The organism is Rhizobium rosettiformans (assembly GCF_016806065.1).
Classification (GTDB): Bacteria; Pseudomonadota; Alphaproteobacteria; order Rhizobiales; family Rhizobiaceae; genus Allorhizobium.
Map to the genome: position 1 here is coordinate 1,980,439 of NZ_CP032405.1, position 18,197 is coordinate 1,998,635.

31 protein-coding genes are annotated in these 18,197 nt (G+C 62.2%); all 31 read right to left on the minus strand.

Going from position 1 to position 18,197, the window contains the following annotated elements; translation table 11 throughout:
- Positions 1-6: 6 nt before the first annotated feature.
- Positions 7-1,494 carry a phage tail protein gene (locus D4A92_RS09470; RefSeq protein ID WP_203019502.1) on the minus strand — a complete coding sequence of 496 codons (1,488 nt, stop codon included), beginning with the start codon at positions 1,492-1,494 and terminating at the stop codon, positions 7-9.
- Positions 1,494-1,670 (minus strand): DUF2635 domain-containing protein, encoded by a 177-nt coding sequence (locus D4A92_RS09475; RefSeq protein WP_203019503.1) that lies wholly within the window; start codon positions 1,668-1,670, stop codon positions 1,494-1,496. The genes D4A92_RS09470 and D4A92_RS09475 overlap by 1 nt, the downstream gene beginning before the upstream one ends.
- A 2-nt stretch (positions 1,671-1,672) precedes the next feature.
- Positions 1,673-2,257 carry a hypothetical protein gene (locus tag D4A92_RS09480; protein ID WP_203019504.1) on the minus strand — a complete coding sequence of 195 codons (585 nt, stop codon included), beginning with the start codon at positions 2,255-2,257 and terminating at the stop codon, positions 1,673-1,675.
- The gene (locus D4A92_RS09485) at positions 2,257-2,694 is read right to left on the minus strand and encodes a gp436 family protein (RefSeq protein ID WP_203019505.1); all 438 of its coding nucleotides are present in this window, start codon (positions 2,692-2,694) and stop codon (positions 2,257-2,259) included. Before D4A92_RS09485 ends, D4A92_RS09480 begins: the two co-directional genes overlap by 1 nt.
- Before the next feature lie 61 nt (positions 2,695-2,755).
- Positions 2,756-3,022, minus strand: coding sequence for a hypothetical protein (locus D4A92_RS09490; RefSeq protein ID WP_203019506.1), 267 nt, complete (start codon positions 3,020-3,022; stop codon positions 2,756-2,758).
- Between the two features lie 85 nt (positions 3,023-3,107).
- Positions 3,108-3,506 (minus strand): hypothetical protein, encoded by a 399-nt coding sequence (locus D4A92_RS09495; RefSeq protein WP_203019507.1) that lies wholly within the window; start codon positions 3,504-3,506, stop codon positions 3,108-3,110.
- A gap of 113 nt (positions 3,507-3,619) precedes the next feature.
- The gene (locus tag D4A92_RS09500; protein WP_203019508.1) at positions 3,620-4,513 is read right to left on the minus strand and encodes a Mu-like prophage major head subunit gpT family protein; all 894 of its coding nucleotides are present in this window, start codon (positions 4,511-4,513) and stop codon (positions 3,620-3,622) included.
- Between the two features lie 10 nt (positions 4,514-4,523).
- Complete coding sequence (locus tag D4A92_RS09505) at positions 4,524-4,919, minus strand: hypothetical protein (RefSeq protein WP_203017359.1); 396 nt, start codon at positions 4,917-4,919, stop codon at positions 4,524-4,526.
- Position 4,920: 1 nt separating this feature from the next.
- Positions 4,921-5,973, minus strand: a complete 1,053-nt coding sequence (locus D4A92_RS09510; protein ID WP_203019509.1) for a phage protease — start codon at positions 5,971-5,973, stop codon at positions 4,921-4,923.
- A gap of 76 nt (positions 5,974-6,049) precedes the next feature.
- Positions 6,050-6,559: a phage virion morphogenesis protein gene (locus tag D4A92_RS09515; protein WP_203019510.1), complete on the minus strand. Its 510-nt coding sequence runs from the start codon at positions 6,557-6,559 to the stop codon at positions 6,050-6,052.
- The gene (locus D4A92_RS09520; protein ID WP_203019511.1) at positions 6,556-7,614 is read right to left on the minus strand and encodes a phage head morphogenesis protein; all 1,059 of its coding nucleotides are present in this window, start codon (positions 7,612-7,614) and stop codon (positions 6,556-6,558) included. Before D4A92_RS09520 ends, D4A92_RS09515 begins: the two co-directional genes overlap by 4 nt.
- Before the next feature lie 118 nt (positions 7,615-7,732).
- A complete protein-coding gene (locus D4A92_RS09525) occupies positions 7,733-9,325 on the minus strand; it encodes a DUF935 domain-containing protein (protein ID WP_203019513.1) in 1,593 nt (530 codons plus the stop codon).
- On the minus strand, positions 9,325-10,995 hold the full coding sequence (locus tag D4A92_RS09530; RefSeq protein WP_203019514.1) for a hypothetical protein: 1,671 nt from the start codon (positions 10,993-10,995) through the stop codon (positions 9,325-9,327). Before D4A92_RS09530 ends, D4A92_RS09525 begins: the two co-directional genes overlap by 1 nt.
- Complete coding sequence (locus D4A92_RS09535) at positions 10,988-11,632, minus strand: phage protein Gp27 family protein (protein WP_203019515.1); 645 nt, start codon at positions 11,630-11,632, stop codon at positions 10,988-10,990. The genes D4A92_RS09530 and D4A92_RS09535 overlap by 8 nt, the downstream gene beginning before the upstream one ends.
- 3 nt (positions 11,633-11,635) lie before the next feature.
- Entirely contained in the window at positions 11,636-11,947 is a 312-nt protein-coding gene (locus tag D4A92_RS09540; RefSeq protein ID WP_203019516.1) for a VpaChn25_0724 family phage protein, read from the minus strand.
- A gap of 8 nt (positions 11,948-11,955) precedes the next feature.
- On the minus strand, positions 11,956-12,282 hold the full coding sequence (locus D4A92_RS09545) for a DUF2730 family protein (RefSeq protein WP_203019517.1): 327 nt from the start codon (positions 12,280-12,282) through the stop codon (positions 11,956-11,958).
- The gene (locus D4A92_RS09550) at positions 12,279-12,494 is read right to left on the minus strand and encodes a TraR/DksA C4-type zinc finger protein (RefSeq protein WP_203019518.1); all 216 of its coding nucleotides are present in this window, start codon (positions 12,492-12,494) and stop codon (positions 12,279-12,281) included. The genes D4A92_RS09545 and D4A92_RS09550 overlap by 4 nt, the downstream gene beginning before the upstream one ends.
- A complete protein-coding gene (locus D4A92_RS09555; protein ID WP_203019519.1) occupies positions 12,484-13,017 on the minus strand; it encodes a hypothetical protein in 534 nt (177 codons plus the stop codon). The genes D4A92_RS09550 and D4A92_RS09555 overlap by 11 nt, the downstream gene beginning before the upstream one ends.
- A gap of 1 nt (position 13,018) precedes the next feature.
- Entirely contained in the window at positions 13,019-14,002 is a 984-nt protein-coding gene (locus D4A92_RS09560; RefSeq protein WP_203019520.1) for a glycoside hydrolase family protein, read from the minus strand.
- Positions 14,003-14,102: 100 nt separating this feature from the next.
- A complete protein-coding gene (locus tag D4A92_RS09565; protein WP_203019522.1) occupies positions 14,103-14,474 on the minus strand; it encodes a sigma factor-like helix-turn-helix DNA-binding protein in 372 nt (123 codons plus the stop codon).
- Positions 14,471-14,665, minus strand: coding sequence for a hypothetical protein (locus D4A92_RS09570; protein WP_203016772.1), 195 nt, complete (start codon positions 14,663-14,665; stop codon positions 14,471-14,473). The genes D4A92_RS09565 and D4A92_RS09570 overlap by 4 nt, the downstream gene beginning before the upstream one ends.
- Positions 14,665-15,105, minus strand: a complete 441-nt coding sequence (locus D4A92_RS09575; protein WP_246754054.1) for an ASCH domain-containing protein — start codon at positions 15,103-15,105, stop codon at positions 14,665-14,667. Before D4A92_RS09575 ends, D4A92_RS09570 begins: the two co-directional genes overlap by 1 nt.
- Positions 15,102-15,434, minus strand: coding sequence for a hypothetical protein (locus D4A92_RS09580; RefSeq protein WP_203019524.1), 333 nt, complete (start codon positions 15,432-15,434; stop codon positions 15,102-15,104). Before D4A92_RS09580 ends, D4A92_RS09575 begins: the two co-directional genes overlap by 4 nt.
- Positions 15,431-15,751: a helix-turn-helix domain-containing protein gene (locus tag D4A92_RS09585; protein WP_203019526.1), complete on the minus strand. Its 321-nt coding sequence runs from the start codon at positions 15,749-15,751 to the stop codon at positions 15,431-15,433. Before D4A92_RS09585 ends, D4A92_RS09580 begins: the two co-directional genes overlap by 4 nt.
- Positions 15,751-16,398, minus strand: coding sequence for a regulatory protein GemA (locus D4A92_RS09590; RefSeq protein ID WP_203019528.1), 648 nt, complete (start codon positions 16,396-16,398; stop codon positions 15,751-15,753). The genes D4A92_RS09585 and D4A92_RS09590 overlap by 1 nt, the downstream gene beginning before the upstream one ends.
- Positions 16,395-16,589, minus strand: coding sequence for a hypothetical protein (locus D4A92_RS09595; RefSeq protein ID WP_203019530.1), 195 nt, complete (start codon positions 16,587-16,589; stop codon positions 16,395-16,397). Before D4A92_RS09595 ends, D4A92_RS09590 begins: the two co-directional genes overlap by 4 nt.
- Positions 16,586-16,810, minus strand: a complete 225-nt coding sequence (locus D4A92_RS09600; RefSeq protein ID WP_203019532.1) for a hypothetical protein — start codon at positions 16,808-16,810, stop codon at positions 16,586-16,588. The genes D4A92_RS09595 and D4A92_RS09600 overlap by 4 nt, the downstream gene beginning before the upstream one ends.
- Positions 16,811-16,818: 8 nt before the next feature.
- Positions 16,819-16,965 carry a hypothetical protein gene (locus D4A92_RS09605; protein ID WP_203019534.1) on the minus strand — a complete coding sequence of 49 codons (147 nt, stop codon included), beginning with the start codon at positions 16,963-16,965 and terminating at the stop codon, positions 16,819-16,821.
- Entirely contained in the window at positions 16,965-17,234 is a 270-nt protein-coding gene (locus tag D4A92_RS09610; RefSeq protein WP_203019535.1) for a DUF2312 domain-containing protein, read from the minus strand. The genes D4A92_RS09605 and D4A92_RS09610 overlap by 1 nt, the downstream gene beginning before the upstream one ends.
- Entirely contained in the window at positions 17,231-17,530 is a 300-nt protein-coding gene (locus D4A92_RS09615) for a hypothetical protein (RefSeq protein ID WP_203019537.1), read from the minus strand. The genes D4A92_RS09610 and D4A92_RS09615 overlap by 4 nt, the downstream gene beginning before the upstream one ends.
- Positions 17,531-17,541: 11 nt before the next feature.
- Positions 17,542-18,195 carry a DUF3164 family protein gene (locus D4A92_RS09620; protein WP_203019538.1) on the minus strand — a complete coding sequence of 218 codons (654 nt, stop codon included), beginning with the start codon at positions 18,193-18,195 and terminating at the stop codon, positions 17,542-17,544.
- Positions 18,196-18,197: the final 2 nt, after the last annotated feature.

Here is an 18,197-nt window from a genome sequence, read left to right on the forward strand (position 1 = left end):
TGGGCGTTAGACCTGGAATTCCAGCGCCTGGGCGAAGACCATCAGATTACCGACGATCTGCACCTGCGGGCGCCCGTCCAGGCGGTTGCGATCGGAGTTGGAGCGCGCGAAGGAGCTTTCCTTCACCGTACGAGTGACGTCCTCGATCCAGACGTTCTCGCCGTAGAGCTTGCAGCGCGCCGCCCAGGAGGCCTTCATGCGCTTCGGCGTCACGACAGCCGTGCCGGGATCCTCGTCACCGTTGAACCGCTGGACGTTTGCGCCGTCGGTATCGTCGTCAACGAGCTTGGAGCGCGGATACATCAGGCTCACATAGGTCGCCCAATCGTAGCGGATCCGGCTCATGGTGGCGGGCACCATGATATCGAGCCAGGCGCGATCGGCGGTGCCCAGGCTGCTAGTCTTGTAGGTCGTGATGACGCGGCTGATCACGACAGAGCCGTCGGAGAGGCAATCGAAGGTCGAGATGCCGGTCCGCAGCAAGAGATCGTTTTCCGTGTCGAGGAACTGATCGACGGGATCAGGCGCTTCCACGCCTGGCAGGACGAGCGAGCGCAGCTGGCGCGCCGGATCGTTCGTCAGATGGAAGGCGGCGATGCCCATCAGCGAGGCCGCGATCGACCAGGCCGACGTTGGGCTCTTCTTCAGGCCGCCCGTGGTCAGGAAGGCGTTGTTGGTCAAAGCGCCGAACGTGCTCAGTTCGCCGAAGGTCCCGCGCTTGAACACGAAGCCATGGCAGTCCAGCTTCGACGTCGCCAGATAGCGGACACGCAGCCATTCTGCCAATGCCGCCATATTCGTGGCGTCATTCCAGGGGGTGGTAAGCTTGGTGAACCAGGTGTTGGCGATGGCATCGAGCGCGCTCTGGACCAGTGGGTTGCCAGAGCCGCCGGACATAGCAACGACTGTGATCGTCAGGCCGGCCGGGATCGGCTCGTTCTTCGTGTCGACTCGCAGATCAATCTCATTGCCGACCTCACCGCCATGGCGAGAGGTGACCGTGACCACGCCGGCAGCCGCTACGGCCGTCGCCACCATATCGAGATCCGCGTTGATCACGGCCGCAAGCTTGGTGGCAAGCGCCGTGACATTGTCCGTCGTGAGTGCGGTGATGCGCACCTGCCGGCCGCCGACTTTGAAGCGGATGGTGCTCGCCGCTTGGACGGCACCGACGAAGGTGAAGGTGCCGGTTGCTTTGACCGCGCCGCCAGCATCCGCCAGCGCCATGATCGAAAGCGGCGTGTTGCGATTAGCCTTCTTGAAAAAGGCCACCTGCTCGGCACCGATCGAGCCGCGACCGAAATAGGCGATCGCCTCCTCGGCGCGCGTAATCTCAATAATCTGGCCGGGCGTGATCGTGCCGGCCGCCAACTTCTGGCCGATGATCAGCGCTTTCTCGGGCCACGCGAAGATGCCGGCGTTGCGATAGTTCGCCCGCACCTCAATCAGGACGCCTGGCTCCAGGCGATCCACGGGGATTTCGTTGAAATCCATTACTTCTCTCCTTCAGGCTTCTTCGGCGCCGGGACTTTGACCAGATCGCCATCGGCGACACGGCGGCGGGTGTAGAGGGTGTCGGGATCTTCCATCCCTTCGGTCGGCCAGGGCGTTCCGTCTTCCTGCGGAACGAGCCGATCCTTGGCCGGAGCCAGATAGTCCTTCTTGGCCATGTTCACTCCTGTGGTGGCTCGATGGTGTCGTTGATCGCGCCTGGCCCATCGGAGCCAGACACCGACCAGGTAATGCCGAGCTGCTCGAAGCTCTCCGGCGACGAGATGGCGTAGTCCGCGGGCGATGTGACGAAGCTGAAATTGAAGTCGATCTGGGCAAGAGCGATATCGTCATCGGCATAACCTTCGGCGACGAGGCTCTGAGCCTGGGTGACCTCCATGACGCCGACCGGCTTCATGGTCACGCCGTGAATGAGCGCCAGGGCGACGTCTGTCATCGCGTCCAGGCCAATGTCTTTCCGGTCCCCTTTGAAGCGGGCTTCAAGGCCGCTTGAAACCCGGCAGATAAGTATCAGCCGCCACTGCATGACGCCCTTCAGCTGTCGGCCGCTGTCCTTCTGAGGCTGCATGCCAGCCCAGGCGAGCCCAAGCATCGGGGCCTGTTTCACAACTCGCTTGAACTCCGTCAGGCTCAGCGACTGCGGAACGCGCTCGATGCCGAAGGTCTGGGCGGGAAATGCCTGCCGAAGTCGATCGATGATAAGCGGCTCCTGGCGGCGAATGGTGGCGAGGTCAAAGGAGGCCATCAGAAGCCCCTCAAGGTGTCTTGGCTGAAGACCCGGCCACGATCGGAGATGCGCGGGCCGGAGCCCACCTGGTCGGTGCCGGTCACAAGCGCGCGCGGGACGTCGAGGTTGACCAGCTCTTTCGAAATCGACTCGAGCCATTTGATGATGTCGGCCCGGCCCTTGCTCATCTCCTCGGTCGGCGATGAGCGTTCGGTGTCGGAAAGGTCGTAGCGCGCGAGCACGCAAGTCGCCCGCACGATCTCAGCCGGAGGAGCCGCGATCGGCACGAAGTACCGGCCACGGATGTAACCGTCGATCACGGCACTGGCATCGGCGAGAGCGATGTTGACCTTTTCCTCGTCAACCGTCTCGGCCGTGCGGTCCTCCGGCTGGGAAAGCCGGATGATCTGGGTCTCGCCGAAGCGGGCGATCATGTCGGTGACGGTTGCGTACAAGGTCTCTCTCCTGGTTGAAGCTGGCGGACGCTTGGCCCGCCAGTGTTCTGCAGATCTTGCGTCAGGCCAGACGCAAAGAGCCGTCCAGCGACTGGCCGTTGGTCAAAAGGCTTTCGCGATAGACGGGCTTCAGGTTCCCGATGAAGGCGAAGGCAACCGCCTTGAAACGCGGCAGCCACGACAGGGCGAATGCCACCGGGGCATCGCGAACCAGGTGGATCATCGGAGCCAGGACGAACTCAGCGACACGCGTTGCGGCCGAAACCAAAACTGCGGCCACCAGAGCCAGAGAATGCAGAATGATCATGCGATAGGGCTTATAGTTCACGGATAGTCTCCTGTTGGGTGGAAAGCCCCGGTGCCGCTGGAGCCTTCCGTCAATTCGCGCCTGTCGGCACCCGCGCTGGGTATTCCTACTTCTTCGCCTTTGCGGCTTGGTCGCCGGCTACCTTGGTGGCCGCATCGAGCTTGGCATTGAGGTCCGCGACAGCCTTGTCGTGCTCACCCTGCAGCTCCTCGATCTTCTCTTTTGCCTTCTCGGCAACCGCCTGATCGAAGGCTGCCTGCAGTTCGGCGATCTTCTGCTCGACAAGCACCTGGACCGCATCATTCACGCGCTGCTGAAAATCATCCTCGGTCTGGACGTTCTCGCCTTCACCCACCTCACGTACCGTGAAGGCCGGATCGGCGCGGAACGCGGCGAGCTGCTCTTCGGTCCAGTGACCTTCCTTGTAAAAGGCAGTGGCCGGATGCTTGACGCCATTGCGGCGCATGCCAGGCGTGGTGCAGATGATCTGGATTTTCTTCGACATGTTCGGTTCCTTTCCGGGTCTCGGGAAAGCGGCCACCTGGCCGTTTTCCGGAAACCCGTCGCCAGTCGGAAGGAAGACTGGCGACGGCCTCGGGACGCTTGACCTGTCCGAGATCAGGCGAGGTACGGAACCACGACCACGTCGGCCGAGCGGTTCCAGACGTTGGTGGCGCCGTTCGCTGCGGTCTCGGCGGCCACCAGCTTGCGGGCGACACCCTCCAGTGCCGGCGGAACGATCAGCTTCGCGCCACGGATGTTGAGCGGAGAGCCATCGCGGCGACGGATCGTCGAGAGCGCCGTGCGGGCTGCCTCATAGTTCGCCTCGTTGAGTGTGGCCTTCGACTTGTGCGCCAGCTGCCAAAGACCGAAGCCTGCGTTGCAGCGGCCATCGACGCCCCAGACAAACTTGTTCTGGTAGAAGACGTTCGGATCATCCGGGCTCTGCAGAGGCGTCAGAACGAACGGGCGTCGGGTCTGATAGACCAGCGGCTTCATCACCTGAGTGTCATCGACCAGGTACCAGGCGGGGCCAGCACCATCGGTGAAGTTGGAAACCGAGATCGCGCCGCCGGCTTCGTTGTAGCCGGGGTGGTCGGTGTCGAAGAAATACTGGCCGTCGTAGCACTTCACGGTCTCGCCGGTCTTGAAGAGCGGCCAGATAAGCTGGTCGGGGAACTGAGCAGCGTCCTGTCCCATCTGACCGGCAACCGGCGTGAAGATGCCGATCTGATCGTCATCGATCTGCTCGCGCTTAATGCCGATCGTCTTCTCGAACGTGCGGTTCTTGATGACGTAGGTCTGAGCGCCGAGGTCATGGACGATGCGGTCACCGAGCCATTCGCGGAAGCCCGGAATATCGTCGAGGCGCGGATACTCGTTCATGGCCGTGCTGGATGGCACGGTCATGGCGACCGTGGTGTAGAAGGTCTGCACTGCGCTGAAGCGGGCATTGTAGGCGGTTGAAAGGCCCGTGTAGATCGCGCGCAGAGTGCTTGCATTGATATCCATGTGGACGTCCTCAGAGGGTCTTGAGCCAGACGCCGTCAGCGTCGATGGCGTCGATGGTGCCGATTGCAAGCAGCGAGCCTGCGGTGAGCGTGAAGGTGTCGTCGGCGGACGCGTAGACCGTGGCGCCGATGTTCGCGACTGTGGCGCCGGCGAGCGGGATCAGGCGCACATCCTTCTCGATGTTCACGACCTGGTCGCCGGTTGCGCCACCGGTGTTGTCGGCGCGCTGCTCGGCGAAGCCGATCAGCTTGACCGCCGAGACGTGGCCGGCTGGAACAGCTTCCCGGTTGGCTGTGATCCCGACAGCCGAGCCGCCGAAGATCTTCACATTGGCAAGCACGGGGTAGCCGTAGGAGCGACCGAGGCCCGGCTTGCGCTTGGAGCGGATATCGTCAGTGGCGGCCATATCAGTTGCCCTTTCCGTGCAGAGCCTTTGCCGAAGCGGCGAAGGTGGTTTCGTCGACGCCCATCATGGCCGCGACCTGGCGATCCTCGTCCGTCAGACCACCGCCTTCGGCTTCGGGCACCTTGCGTCCGCCGAGGCCGCCGCTGTTGATCGACGGCAGGAGCGAAATCTCCTTCTCGACCTCGGCCGGATCCTTCATGTGACGGGCGATCATGTGCTCCTTGAGCGCCGGCACGATCTTACCCGCCTTGACTGCGTCCTCGACGACGACGACGGCGCGATCGCGGGCGTGGTTCGAGATCAGCGTAGTGAGCTGGCTCTGGAGCGAGGTGACGCTCGCCCGCAGCTCAGCATTCTCGGCCTCGGTCGGAGTAACCTTGCCGCGTGACTGAAGCGCGGTGACGAGGGCGTCACCGGACGTGCCTGCCGGCAGGCCAACGGCTTCGACGATCTTGCCGACCAGGGCGGCATGAGTTGCCGTTTCCTGCTGGGCCTGATGGGCGGAGGCGACGGCCGCCAGTACATCGGCCTCCGTCGCGGTTTCCGGAAGGCCAAGCGCCTTCCGCAGCTGTTCAAGCATTGCAGTCTCCTGCTGTTGGTTGTGGAGTGCGGTGAGAGTGAGGTTCGGGTTGTTGGTGACGGCAGCGCGAAGCACGCGCACGACCTGATGCGGCGCATCCTTCGTGTGGGTGAAGACCGGCGACAGGTAGCCGTAGCTTTTCGAAGCCCACATCCAGACACCTTCAGGCGTCCATTCGACCTTGCCCCAGATACCGTCGTCACGAGCTTCCAGCGCCACGATCCAGGCGACGGCCGGCGTCGGCTTACCCTCGGGGGCCAGATGGTCGATCGCATGATTGACGTCGATAGGCAGCTTGCGCCCCGGCAACATCGACGCGGCAATGACGGCAGACGGCGACGTGACCTCGTAGGGACCGCGACCGTCACTTCCTGAGAACACGCCGGCCGGAACGAGGTGCACCCATTCGGGCGGACCGTTTTCGGCCTCGTCGTTGCCCATCGGCAGGAGGAAGGAGTTGATAGCTGTTTGCATGCCGCGAAAGTGCCATGCAGGGCACGGCGGTATCATGCCCGCAGGTGCGGGCATCAAGGCGGCGATGAAGGGAGGATCAGCGGCGCGTGACGCGCTCCAGGAAACCGAAGACCGTCTCAGCGATCATGGCTTCGTCCTGGACAGATATACCGAGGTAGGGCCGCGCGGGCAAGGTGACGCTTTTCGCCTTGATCAGCCGGTCGCCAACACGGAAGACGAGCAGCTCGCCATTTTTCGGGCGAATGGTCCCGCCGAGCTGGTGGATAGCAGCATAGACGACATTCGAGCCGACGCGGACTTCGTCATTGGAGGCCCGCGCATTGATGCTGTCACGCAGTCGTCCGCTTTCAGTCAGGATGCGGCTGTTGCGCTTGGTCGAGGCATAGTCCTGGTTCAAGGTCTGCCATGCCTGACCATCTGGATCGGTCTGGCTGATGAAACGCTGATGGGTCGATCCGACCAGGCCGACGCCGATCGCGTGCATCAGAGGCCGCGTGTTGGTCATTACGCGGCCGAGCTGCTGCACGGCGCGCTGCACCTCTTCATCCATCACCTGGAATGTCAGCGAGATCGCAGCTCCGCTCATCGGCCTTCCTCACGGGTCAGCTTGTCCAGGAGGACGCGTGTGCGATTGCCATCACGCTCAACGCGCACGCTCGCCCGCCAGTCGTCACCGTCGATACGCCCCGAGATCAGGAACCGCCCATCGCCGCTATCCTCAACCTTTGCCCTGCGAGCAAGCCGGCGGGGGATAGTGGCATAGGCATCGGCCGAGATCTCATCGCCGGCATTGGTGCGGATCACGTCTGCCAGGAGCCGCAGCTCAGTCCCGGCCTCGACGCCAAGAGCGCTTGCCACGTCATCGCCATGCATACCGACCACCGTCCAGCTACCCTCGGGCCACTTGCCGCGAAGGCTGGACGCAACGAAGGCCGCGACATTGGCTTCGTCTGCCGTCACCGCTGTCGGACCAGGCGCGGTTTGTCGCAGCCACGCCTCACCGGGATTATAGGCAAAGGACGCGTCGACACCGCGCGGCTGGTCGGTGCCGAGCTGGTCGAGATCCGGAGCGCGATCGAAGCCCTTCTTCCCCATGCGCCGCAACGCCGGCATCGAGACAGGGGTGACAAAGCAGCCGCAGCCGAAACCGTTCGGCGGGAACATCACCTTCCAGGCTGGATCGGTCGCGGCAAGCACGGTGCCGTTCCAGCTCTTGTGGTCGAGGCGCGGATGCAGCGCACCGGAATGATTGTATTGCCAGCCCGGAAAGGCTTCGAGAGTGTCCGGCTCGGTCAGCTGGGCATAGCGTCCCGCCGCCTGAGCGGTCCTCAAATTGGTTTCGAAGATGGTTCGCGTGCGCCAGCCGCGCTCGCCCTTGTAGGACCAGCCGTTGCGCTTCACGATCTGGTCGAAGTCGGTCCGGAACTCTTCGAGCGTCGTGCCCTGTTCGAGGGCTTTGGCGATCGCCGCTTTAAAGTCGTCGACCAGGGCAACGCTGTTGGCACCGGCGACCATGAACATCTTCGAATGGGCCGCATCCCAGACGTCGCGCCAGCTGCGCGTCGGCACGGACGCCTTCTCGCGAAAGAAGGCGATCGCCTCGTCGAATGGCAGATCGAGTGCGGAAGCCGTCGTTACCATCCTCGCCTCACTCCCATCATCGTTTTCGAAGCCTCTTCAAAGCCCGTGGACGCGCTTCGAGGGTCAGAGACGGGGATGCGCCCGTCCTTACCCCTTGCTGCGCGCCTGTGAGCCGATTTCACGAGCGGCTCTTCAAGTCGTCGATGAGGGATGCCTGGCCGGCGAGATGAGCGAGCGCCATGCCTCGCGCCATGGCCTCCGCCAGATCATCAGGCGCCAGGTCGAGCTTCGCAAGCCGCTCGGCTGCATCGCGCAGATCGGAGGCATCCATCAGTGCCTTCCTCACCTCGTCGACCAGACCGTTCATCGCACCAGCCGCTTCCTCGTCGAGACGCTTGGTCAGGATTTCAACCGTGTCCTCCGGCTCGTTACGCTGGTGCGCGGACTTGAAGAGATTGTCAAAGATGCTCGCTGACGCGGTCTGACGTGCCGGCGGCTGGCCGTCGATCGGCGATGACACCGCTGTTGTGGGCGAGCGCCCCCCAACCAGGACAGCGCCAGCCTTTGGCTTCGGGATGCCCATGCGATCCTGCAGGTAACTTTCATCCGCCGTGAGGCCATATGGTGCCAGCTTCGCAAAGGCTTCCGAGAACTCCTTCAGCGGCACCTCGTCCGGACGGCCGACGCGAAGATGTGGATAGCGGTCCTGCGGGCCGAAGTTGAAGGCAATCATGTTCGGCACGAGCTGGCGATTGAGCGTCGCGGTGACCATGCCGGCGTCGTCGCGCTCGATGTCTTCTTGCACCAGGCGGTGCTCCTGGCTGACGGCATGGCCACCGGAGACGGCGTCGGTCGTGGTCGTTTGGCCAAGCACAAGCTTCGACACCTGGCGATCGAGCCAGTCCGCGCGCCGCTCATACATGTCCGTCGAGCTGCTCTTTGAGCCGACCTCATGCAGTTCGATCAGCATCTCGCGCGGGATGATCGCGGCGCAGTCGCCCGCGATCCCAGAGACTGCACGCCAGAGAACGTCCTTCTCCTCCTCGGTCGCACCGCGTCCATATTTGCCGATCCGGATCGGCTGGCCATAGTTCTGGCAGAAGATTGCCCAGTCCTTCGTCGTGAAGCTCTTGAACATCCACGCCCAGAGTGCCACGCGGGCGATGCCCGATCGGATCGTAAGGCCGGATTTTGACTTGTGGCGATGGACGATGAACTTGTGCTCAGGCAACGGCTCGCCTGCCACCCCTTCGCGCAGGAGCACGGTCTCGCCATCGGCGCGGTCGAAGGTAAACCAGCGCTGCGTCCGCCAGATCAGATCACGCGGCATGACGAGGCCGTTCTTCACCTGCCAGTCGATCTCCATGACCGAGAGACCTTTGCCGATTGCGTCGAGCATGTCAAAGAGGTTGGCGCGCAGCACTTCCTCATCGATCCAAGCCTGTAGAAAATCCGCGTGCTTCTTGTGTTCGGCGCTATCGGACGCAGCCTTGACCGTAATCGGCAGTTGGGCGACCGACCGCTTGCGGGTCGCCATGACGGCCCCGTAATGCAGGTCGCGCTCTTCGATGTCCTCCGCCAGCTCGAAATAAGCCTCAGGCTCTCCCTCGGCTGCCGAGCGCAGGATGTTTGCCAGGCGCTGCGGGGTGAGCCCATTCGCCGGGTGTCCGGAGATCACCTGGCGCACGCCACCGGCCTGCGGTGTGGCGTGGGGATCAGTGAGCGTCAGCATTTTGACGACGCGGCCGAGATAGTCCTTCAGGCTGGCCATCACAGGGAACCTCTCAAAGTAAAATCGATCGAGCGGCCGCGCCTGTCTTCATCAAGAGGCGGTCCGCCATTGTGGCCGGCCATGCCGGAGCCTGCGATCTTGCGGTTGGTCTCGTAGCCATAGGCGAGCGCCTCCTGGCAGCTCGCGAACCAGGCGAGCGCGCCGGCCGGAGCGGCGTCGCCATGACGATCGTAGCCGTCGACGCCCTTGCTCGAATGCTCATCCGGCACCTTGATGATGCCGTTGACATAGGCGAGCGCTTGGTGGTCGGCGAGGATGTCGGCGTCATAGGGAAAGAGCAGGCTCTTGTCGCCGAAGGCTTCGATATAGGCCGGCATGTTCGTCGCATACCATTTGGCCGACAGCATCACTTCGTGGATGCACTCGCCCCAGCGCTGGCGCGCCTTTTCCGCCAGATACTGTCCGTTGCCTCGCGCATCCAGCGCGCCGCCAGTCAGGCGCGGCAGATGATCGCCGATAAAAAACAGGATGTCCCGCTGCTGGTCGAAGGGAATGTTCTTCAACTCGACGACCAGGCGCGCGCGACGTACGAGGTCGGCGCCGATCTCGAAGACAACGATGGCGGTCTTGTCTCCCGATCGGGCGAAGTCCTCTCCGAAGCAATGCTCACGCCCCGAATCGAGGGCGTCGAGAAGCGGCTTCAAAATGCCTTCACAGAACTCTGAAGCCTGCTCTTCCCGCTCGTAATCGTCGAGGTTCTTGAAGTCGTCAGGGCGGTCCCAACGCACGACGGCCGGAAGATCCCGAGACATGCAGCTCTCGATCAGCACACGGGTCATGGCCGCACCCTCGGCCTCGGCCGGGATGGCGTCCAGCTCCTGGCGCATCTTGGCGGTGCGCGTGCCATAGGAGGCGCGGATCTGCGCTTCCCATTTATCTTCCTTCTCCTGGGTCCAGTCCTCGCCCTTGATCAGGCACACGCGCTTGTAGAGGCCGTTCCTGACAGCGTCGCCAAAGGAATAGGTGTGGATGCTGAAGGGGTTCTTCCCCGCCCGAGCTTCCTTGATCAGTTCGTTGAATGGACTGCTGACACCGTTGTGCGAGGAGATGACGCGAATGCGGCCGCCCCAGATCAGAAGCGCGTTGACGGCATCGAGCACGTTGCGAACGTCGCGGTGGAATGCCGCCTCGTCGATGACGACGGTCCCCTGCAGACCGCGAATGTTCTCTGGCCTGGAAGACAGCGCCTCGATCCGGAAGCCGGAGGCGAACCGGATGATGAAGCTGGAGATCGCCTGGGTGGAACCGTCTGCCTTCTGGTCGAAGAAGATCCCGTCCTCGATCGTCAGCATCTCCTTCGCCACGACCTTGGCGAAGTGCGCCGCATAACCGATGAACTCGCGACCTTTCGGCTTGGTGTCGCCGATGTAGAAGACATTCTGGCCTCCGGCCGATCGCTGAGCTGCAGCGATTAGCGTGCAGTCGAGCGCCTCGGCGAAGGTGACGCCGGTACGTCGGCCCTTCTCGCAGATCTTCAAGTCACTTTCATCGGCAATCCAGGAAGCCTGATGCGCCATAAGGACGCCTTCAGCCAACGGGTCGAGATCCTCGGGGATCTCGGCACCACGTGGCAGATCGTCAGGCAGCTCCTCCGGATTGCGGGCAAGCACCGGCGGATCGGTCCACTGGCCCTTTGGCAGTTCAACCATTTTCAGCCTCGTCCTTCTTCTTCTTCATGGGACGAACGCCAAGGAAGTCACGGCGTGCGCGAGCGATCGCTGCCTTGGAAATACCGGGCTCGTTGGAGAGCGTGTCGAGCGCCTTCTCGGCATTGGCTTTCATCTCGGATTCGACGCGGCGGAGCTTCTCTTCGGCTTCGAGTTTCATGCGCTGCCCAGTTGATGCCGTCTCGGCAAGCGCCAGCTGGCGAAGTGCGGTGGCTGCTTCCTTGGCTTCCTTGAAGCTCATTCCTTCATCGGATGCGTTCTCCATGACCTCGACGAGCAGGGTCTTCAGCATGCGGGTGGACGCCTGTGTCAGCTTGTCGGCATCAACACCATTCGAGCTGGCAACCACCGCATTCGCTATCGCCTGCGTTCGCTGCATCTTCTTGGTGAGCTTGCCGAGCCGCAGATTGTGCCGATTGAACGAGGAGAAATGCGGGATATCGAAGTCAAGACCGATCTCGCCCTGCAGCGCGATCAGCTTGTTCCGAAATTCGGCATAGACCTCTGTCTGGGAGCGCGGCGTGTTGGCCAGCTCCTGAAACGCCCAGGCGACAATGCCCTCGCACTCCTCGGGCAAGAGGTCGATAGACGACGGACGTGGGCGGATGTGCGGAGCCATGACTTACTCCGCGTCGCCGGGTTTCTGGATACCGGCAAGATGGTGCCGTCCTTCGACATGGTCACGGCCGGCGCGGGTCAAAACGGCGCTGGTCTCTGTGCCCTCGGTCCGGGTTTTGACTGCACCTGTCTTCTCCTCCATCCAGAGGAGCTGATTGCAGATATAGTCGCGCGACTTTTTGTAGGAGAAGCGCTCCAGGCTCTTTTGGATGAGGAACGTGTTGGTGGACCCGCCGGAACGTGGATCCGCAAGATCCTTGAGGATGATCAGGCGGATGTTCTCATCGACCCACTTCTTGTAATCTTCGGAGAGCATCGTTTCCCTCATTTATCGTGGCGCAGTAGAAATTCTTCGACCCGGCGCGTGGCCCTCTCGGTCGCCTCGGAGGACTTGGCAATAAGCGCGATGTCGCCCTTCAGCTCGGTCATATCCACTTGGAGCTTGTTGACCGTGTCCTTGTTCGGCAGGTGTTTCATCTCGCCCTCAATGGTCTGGATGCGCCGATCGTGTTCGATGATCTTTTTCTTGGCCTCGGAAACATCCTCGCTGAGCGTCTTTTGACCGGAGGAAAAGTAGCCCTTGGCATGGCCGAGAAGCGCGATCACTGCGAGCGCCAGCCCGAGATACTGAGAGATTTCGGCTGGGGTCATCTGAGGTATGCTTCCTTCTCGGCAATCTCCTGGCAGTCCAGGCAACGCGTGGCGGATGGATAGACGGCGCGCCGAGCGGCCGAGATGGTCGCGCCGCACTCACAGACCTCTCGGCCATGCTTCTGCAGAGCCGCGCGGGCGGCATCGATCCTCGCCTGACGCTCCTGCTCGACGCGGGCTTCGCCGATCTCCCGGTCGAAATCACTGTACATGCGGACCCCGCCAGGTCTTGACCGCCTCGACTGCCTGGCGCCCGATTTCCTTCACGGTATGGCCACCCATGTAGAGGCTGATGAACCAGCCAGTGAGCGTCATCAGGGTGGCGCTGTCGATCGGGTCGAGCGCGACGCCAAAGGCCTTCAGCACCGGGAAGAGCAGGAAGGCACAGACCCAGAGGAAGGCGAGCAGATACATCCAGCCCCAGCGCCAGGCGCTCTGCCAGAAGCCCTCCTGGAGCTCCGCCTGAAGCAGCTCGAACTGCCCTTTCAAGCCCGCCTCATAAAGCGCGATCATCTCGGGAGCCTCCGCCTCGACCTGGCGCACGGCCTCTTCGATCTTGCTGACGGGCGCAGCCGATAGCTGGTCGGGCGCAACTCCAGCCTTCTCGGCAACAGCGTCGATGACGGCGCCGGCCAGATCGCCGCTCACGCCGCCGATCTTCTTCTCAATGATGCTCTTGATGATCGGAGCCCCGATCTTGGCGGCCATGCCGAGGATCACTGCGGATGCAGACATGTCAGAAGCTCCGGAGGAAGGTTGCAACGCGGGGAGCCTTATCGGCGATCCGCGCGGCTATGACGTCGCGGTACCGGTAGGCCTGCCAGGCGAGATAGAGGATTGCGACGGCTGCAACGCCGAGGCCGATAGCCGTGGCGATCTGATCGGGGGCTACGGCAGAAGGATCGACGGGTGCAGGCCCGGTGACAGCTCCGGCGACCTGGTCGCCGCCTGCCACGCCAGCACCGCCAGCCGTCGCAACGGAGCCTTGAGCTGCCTTCGAGCGGGCATCGAGTTCACGCTGAAGGGTGGCGAGCGTGGCCATCCCGACCTTGCCGTCAACCGTCAGGTCATGGGCCTTCTGGAACATCTCGACAGCCACCCGATCGATGGCACCGGTCGGCGCGCCAGCATTGTAGCCAAGTTTCACCAGGGCCTTCTTGGCTTCCTCGATCTCGGCCGTCGTCAGCGAAATCACGATTGCTGCATGGGAGCCGATCCGCGAGTCGATCGGCGTCTGGATACCCGTGACCGAACGCTCGATTTCCGCCGGGAAGCGGCCGTCGAGAAGAAGGGTTGCTTCCTCGGCACGGCGCCGTGTCAGACCAGGCAACACTTTGCCGTTGCCCTTATTCCACATCAGCAAGCGGCGGCGCGTGTCGATCGGATCGTTAGAAAGGAAGGATTTGACCCAGGAAGCCGAATGGATCTTGCCGGTGTTGTAGTCGAAGCTCGTTCCGGCATCGAGCGCGTGCTGGCTGCAGCTGTCGCCCAGCGCCTTCAGGACGCGCGGCAGATAGTTTCGCTTCAGAGCAAGATCGACCAGGCGATCATTCTCGGCCTCGGTAATCACCATGCCAGGCTTGACGGTGATGACGCCCGATGCGGTCGTCAGGCCAGCGCCGATCGTCCAGATCCCGGCCGGGCAGCGATAGGCCTTCTTCACCACGCCCTCGTGAGCGTAGAGGAACTTTCGCCCCTTCGGGCTAACGGATCTTGTCATGATGGGCTCCAGAAATAAGACTGGCCGAACCGGCTAGTGATCTGGAGCGAAAGTAACGGCAGGTTGCGCGTCGAGACATGCCCGCCTCGGCGGGTGTGGATTAAAGCAGTTCCAGCTGACGAGGATCTTTGGGCTTTCCGCCGCGCCCGGGATTTGCGGTGCGAGCGCGCTTCAGAAGCTTTTCTACACCGCTCTCGGTCAAACCGAGCCGACGAGCGATATCTCGGTTGCTCATTCCGGCTTCCCGGTACCGAAGCGCGCGAAACGGGCGAGCAAGCGGAACCTTGATATAGCCGCACGGATAGAGTTTGGAAAGACGGGCGGCATTCTCAAATCCGATCGCCTTAGGAAGCTCAGAGCGAGCAAGATCTTCAGGCACGTAAAGCCGCACACCAGCATGCGCTTCGACCAGCGCGAAAAAACCGTCGTCGCCCAGTGCCGTCATCAGTTCTCCAACGTTGTCTTCGCTCATCTCTTCCCCGCTATCCCGAGGCGAAGCTCGATCTCGATCTGACGGGCGGTCAGCACGCGCAGCTGCTCTTCCCGGTGAATGCGCGTGCGAGCTTCCACACCGCCGCGTTGAAGCTTGCGCTGCAGCTCAAGGCGCTCGCGCCGGATCTTGTCCAGCTCCATGGCGTCGAAGAGCGGCAGCGCACGGGCCATCAGGGGCAAGCCTCCCAACGGATGATCACGCCCTGGAAGATCGAGCCGGGATTTTCGGCTGCCCAGAAGCGACCCATGGTTTCGCGTGCGGAGGCACCGATCAGTCTGGCCGGAGCGATGCCCTGCAGACGGGCAGGATCGAAACCATCAGAGACGGCAAAGGCCTCGATCTCGTCCCGGTGCAGAGGCGTGCCGTCGACCTCGATGTAAGCGATGCCGGCCTCGATAAGGTCCGAGGACATGATAATGATCGGGAGAACCGCGATGCAGATCGGATCCGGAATGATCTTCCGGCAATGGCGGGTGCGCAGGCCTGTAAACAGCTGCACCGGCTCGCCGACATGGGCATGCCGGCGGCGGTGGCCCCGGATGGTATGTCCCTTGCTGCCGTCCTCAATCTGAGGCGCGAAGTACTTTTTGAAGCCGTAGGCGACCATCATGCCACCTCCGACCGGGTTTGCGGCTTCGCAGCCAAGGCTGAAAGGCGCTTAGCCAGTGCGGCCATGAACCGTGATAATTCAGGATCGAGCTGCTCTCTTGCCTGCATTCGGCACTGCCAGGCGAAGTCTTGGAGCGTCCATTCCTCAAAGCGCCCGCCGTCGATTTCTGGCACCTCCGTTGATTGCAGGATTGGAGCGCTGGGATGATTGAGCACGGCGTTGACGCCGGCCACCATATGGGCGACCGCATCGTCTTGAACCTCACCCACGGCGAAGCGCAGGCTCTCGCGGATGTTTGCCTCAAGCCGTTTTTGAAACTCCGTCATCATGCCACCGCCTTTCCAGCGTCAAGACGCTCCAGCCGGTAGCCGTGCCCCTTCTGAGCGCGGATCGTCCAGCCAGCCTTTTCAAGCTTCTTGCGGGCGGTGCAGATATGGCCACGGACAGCGATAGGTGCGCTCAGAGGCCCGCCATCCGGGCAGTCGCCCCATACCTTTTCGATGAGAACCCCGATCGAGGTCAGGCGGTGGTTCGCCTGAACCAGCGCCTCGACGATCAGCATTTCGTTACGGGTAAGCTTGGCGACGTCGATCCCGGAGAAGTCGCCCATGGGCTGGCCACAGTGGGTGCAGAGAAGCTTCGCCATCACGCACCGCCTTTCGCTGCACGAACTTGGCTGCCAAGAGCGTTCATCACACGCTGCCAGTCGCTGTCCACGAGGTGGCTCAGCACCTGGGCATCTTCTCGGCCTGAGAGCCGGATCGCTTCCTGGTCGAAACCCTGTCGGGTAATGAGGCCTGCCGTTGGATGAATGATGCGCCACTGCGCCCAGGCGATCTTCGCACCGTCGCGCTGCAGCCAGTCGTATCCATTGGTGTTGCCGAAGCCGACGCCGGCTTCCCGCTTCAGCCAGCCCTTCAGCGCCTCGATCGCGGCCCGGCCGTCGTCGGCGTAATGCAGGAATCGGGTATGATCGAGACCAGTCTGGCGCTTGACGAAGGCGAGCAGAGCCGTGTCCCGGCGATCCTTGACGACGCCAAGATTGTAGCCGGCGATCCAGAGTGCCTGGAGCTTCTTGGCATACTTGCCGGTCAGCCCCTTCACCTTCTCCTTGCCCTCGGCCGGCATGAAGCCGTCATTGCGCAGAACCGTCAGCACACGTTGGCGCTCCTGCTCGGTCATCTCCTTCACCGACGACTTGCCGGTGATGTTGGTGAGCTTGGCCCGGTAGGTATCCTCGTCCAGGCCGAGCTGCTTCTTGGCAACGTGGATGGCGGCGATCGAGGACGTCATTTCAGTCTCCTGTCGATCTGGCTGGCCAACGTGTCGAGATTGATCTCGGCGAGGATGATGGTGCAGCTCCTGGCCTTCTCGACCAAGCGGGCATAGGTCTCACCTTCGTGGACGACCAGCTGGTGTCCCTCGTCACTGAAGTGTTCGATCGCGGCTGCGCGGATGCGCTCACGGCGGGTGGGTTCTGTCATACCGCGCCTCCCGTGGTCGTAGCGCGGACCGTTTCGTTGAGAGCCCGGACGGCCACATAGCTCGGGGCGGGGCATGGTGTGCCGATTACGATCTCGCCATTGGCCATCTGCAGTTCAGTACCACATGCGAAGGTCGCCGAGGCGAAGGCGACACCGCCGCCTCCGCTCGTGATCTGGCTGCCGCAGATCGGGCAGTTGTTTTGGGCGACGAGAGTGATCACGGCCGCGCTCATTGGAAGACCGCCACCGTCATGAGAAAAGCCATGAAGAGCGCCAGGCAGTCGCCCTCCTGACCTTTCGAGGCCTTGATTCCGGCGACGGAGATTGCAGCCAGGATGATGAGAATTCCGCCCACCTTGATGAGATCGATATCCATCACACCTGCTCCTCTGCCGGTGCTTCGATCATGCCAAGGGCGTGCAGATAGGTGTCGAGGACCAGATCCTCTTCCATCCGCTCCTGATCGTCTTTCTTCCGGAGTGCGATGACCTTCTTCAGGATCTTGCTGTCGAAGCCCATCGCCTTGGCCTCGCCGTAGACATCGGCGATATCGTCAGCGATCGTCTTCTTTTCTTCTTCCAGGCGCTCGATGCGTTCGACAAAGGCACGGAGCTGGTCGCGGGCTATAGAGTGTGCGTTGCTCATGCTGCACCTGCCAAACGCTTGGCTGCGGCATTTAGCCAGCCGGCCATGAGCTGTTCGTACGCACTGCGCCCAACTACAGCGACGCCGTCGATCACAAGGCTATGGTTGCCGATGTCGCCGGAGTATTTCCCGTCGCCAGCTTGCTCTATCGCATCGAGCATCACCTGCCGTGCAGCCTTGCGACGACGAGCGAAGCTATCCTCCCAGGCACTTACCCCCCGATCTTCGACGTAGGGCGGAAGTGCCTTCAGGCCGCCCTCTATGAGCTTCGCGGTATCCATGATTTTGCTAAGCATCGCAGCCTCCTTCAGGCGTTAGCGAGGTCGATGGTGATGGGCATCCATCTGTCCTCGACTTTTTCGCGATAGTGAAAACGGACATATTCCTTGGAGCCTGTGACCCGCATGGAGGCGCGGATCGCATCCATGGCCCGGTTCCAGCGGTCGTCAGGGATGTCGAGGCGGAGCAGCATGAACAGCTCGCTCTTGTTGATCTTGCCTTCCTGGTCGGTGTTAAAGGCGCGGGTGACGATCGCCTGGATTTCTGGGCGGCTGTCAGCGGACCATTCGTTCAGGCACTCGTCGATGAGGGTCTTGGCGATCTGAAGCTGCGGTCCAAACGTGATCTGATCAGCCACCTGCAAGGTGACCCGCATCAGCCCGTCAAAGCTGTGGTAGGTCTTGTTGCCCTTACGCCCGCCTTTGAACACGCCGTACTCCTGCGCCAGGAGCGCGTCGAAGCTGTTCATGTCGCCGATCGTATGGTCCCTGAACCGCGCGATCTGAGCGTTCAGCTCCTTGGCATAGCCGATGATCTTGCGGACGGTTTCGTCTTCCAGCTTGTCCTGAGCGGACACGTTCGCAAGCGGGACCAGGCGTCCCTTCGCATCGGTCATGAACTCGCGACCATTCATGACGGTCACGCCGGTCTCTGGCTTTTCTTCAATGATGACGGCTTCCATGA

Bases quoted from the DNA above. Each gene is read 5' to 3' on its own strand.
- D4A92_RS09470 (WP_203019502.1), bottom strand. From the start codon at position 1,494: ATGGATTTCAACGAAATCCCCGTGGATCGCCTGGAGCCAGGCGTCCTG.
- D4A92_RS09475 (WP_203019503.1), bottom strand. From the start codon at position 1,670: ATGGCCAAGAAGGACTATCTGGCTCCGGCCAAGGATCGGCTCGTTCCG.
- D4A92_RS09480 (WP_203019504.1), bottom strand. From the start codon at position 2,257: ATGGCCTCCTTTGACCTCGCCACCATTCGCCGCCAGGAGCCGCTTATC.
- D4A92_RS09495 (WP_203019507.1), bottom strand. From the start codon at position 3,506: ATGTCGAAGAAAATCCAGATCATCTGCACCACGCCTGGCATGCGCCGC.
- D4A92_RS09500 (WP_203019508.1), bottom strand. From the start codon at position 4,513: ATGGATATCAATGCAAGCACTCTGCGCGCGATCTACACGGGCCTTTCA.
- D4A92_RS09505 (WP_203017359.1), bottom strand. From the start codon at position 4,919: ATGGCCGCCACTGACGATATCCGCTCCAAGCGCAAGCCGGGCCTCGGT.
- D4A92_RS09510 (WP_203019509.1), bottom strand. From the start codon at position 5,973: ATGCAAACAGCTATCAACTCCTTCCTCCTGCCGATGGGCAACGACGAG.
- D4A92_RS09515 (WP_203019510.1), bottom strand. From the start codon at position 6,559: ATGAGCGGAGCTGCGATCTCGCTGACATTCCAGGTGATGGATGAAGAG.
- D4A92_RS09520 (WP_203019511.1), bottom strand. From the start codon at position 7,614: ATGGTAACGACGGCTTCCGCACTCGATCTGCCATTCGACGAGGCGATC.
- D4A92_RS09525 (WP_203019513.1), bottom strand. From the start codon at position 9,325: ATGGCCAGCCTGAAGGACTATCTCGGCCGCGTCGTCAAAATGCTGACG.
- D4A92_RS09530 (WP_203019514.1), bottom strand. From the start codon at position 10,995: ATGGTTGAACTGCCAAAGGGCCAGTGGACCGATCCGCCGGTGCTTGCC.
- D4A92_RS09535 (WP_203019515.1), bottom strand. From the start codon at position 11,632: ATGGCTCCGCACATCCGCCCACGTCCGTCGTCTATCGACCTCTTGCCC.
- D4A92_RS09540 (WP_203019516.1), bottom strand. From the start codon at position 11,947: ATGCTCTCCGAAGATTACAAGAAGTGGGTCGATGAGAACATCCGCCTG.
- D4A92_RS09545 (WP_203019517.1), bottom strand. From the start codon at position 12,282: ATGACCCCAGCCGAAATCTCTCAGTATCTCGGGCTGGCGCTCGCAGTG.
- D4A92_RS09550 (WP_203019518.1), bottom strand. From the start codon at position 12,494: ATGTACAGTGATTTCGACCGGGAGATCGGCGAAGCCCGCGTCGAGCAG.
- D4A92_RS09555 (WP_203019519.1), bottom strand. From the start codon at position 13,017: ATGTCTGCATCCGCAGTGATCCTCGGCATGGCCGCCAAGATCGGGGCT.
- D4A92_RS09560 (WP_203019520.1), bottom strand. From the start codon at position 14,002: ATGACAAGATCCGTTAGCCCGAAGGGGCGAAAGTTCCTCTACGCTCAC.
- D4A92_RS09565 (WP_203019522.1), bottom strand. From the start codon at position 14,474: ATGAGCGAAGACAACGTTGGAGAACTGATGACGGCACTGGGCGACGAC.
- D4A92_RS09570 (WP_203016772.1), bottom strand. From the start codon at position 14,665: ATGGCCCGTGCGCTGCCGCTCTTCGACGCCATGGAGCTGGACAAGATC.
- D4A92_RS09575 (WP_246754054.1), bottom strand. From the start codon at position 15,105: ATGATGGTCGCCTACGGCTTCAAAAAGTACTTCGCGCCTCAGATTGAG.
- D4A92_RS09580 (WP_203019524.1), bottom strand. From the start codon at position 15,434: ATGATGACGGAGTTTCAAAAACGGCTTGAGGCAAACATCCGCGAGAGC.
- D4A92_RS09585 (WP_203019526.1), bottom strand. From the start codon at position 15,751: ATGGCGAAGCTTCTCTGCACCCACTGTGGCCAGCCCATGGGCGACTTC.
- D4A92_RS09590 (WP_203019528.1), bottom strand. From the start codon at position 16,398: ATGACGTCCTCGATCGCCGCCATCCACGTTGCCAAGAAGCAGCTCGGC.
- D4A92_RS09595 (WP_203019530.1), bottom strand. From the start codon at position 16,589: ATGACAGAACCCACCCGCCGTGAGCGCATCCGCGCAGCCGCGATCGAA.
- D4A92_RS09605 (WP_203019534.1), bottom strand. From the start codon at position 16,965: ATGGATATCGATCTCATCAAGGTGGGCGGAATTCTCATCATCCTGGCT.
- D4A92_RS09610 (WP_203019535.1), bottom strand. From the start codon at position 17,234: ATGAGCAACGCACACTCTATAGCCCGCGACCAGCTCCGTGCCTTTGTC.
- D4A92_RS09615 (WP_203019537.1), bottom strand. From the start codon at position 17,530: ATGCTTAGCAAAATCATGGATACCGCGAAGCTCATAGAGGGCGGCCTG.
- D4A92_RS09620 (WP_203019538.1), bottom strand. From the start codon at position 18,195: ATGGAAGCCGTCATCATTGAAGAAAAGCCAGAGACCGGCGTGACCGTC.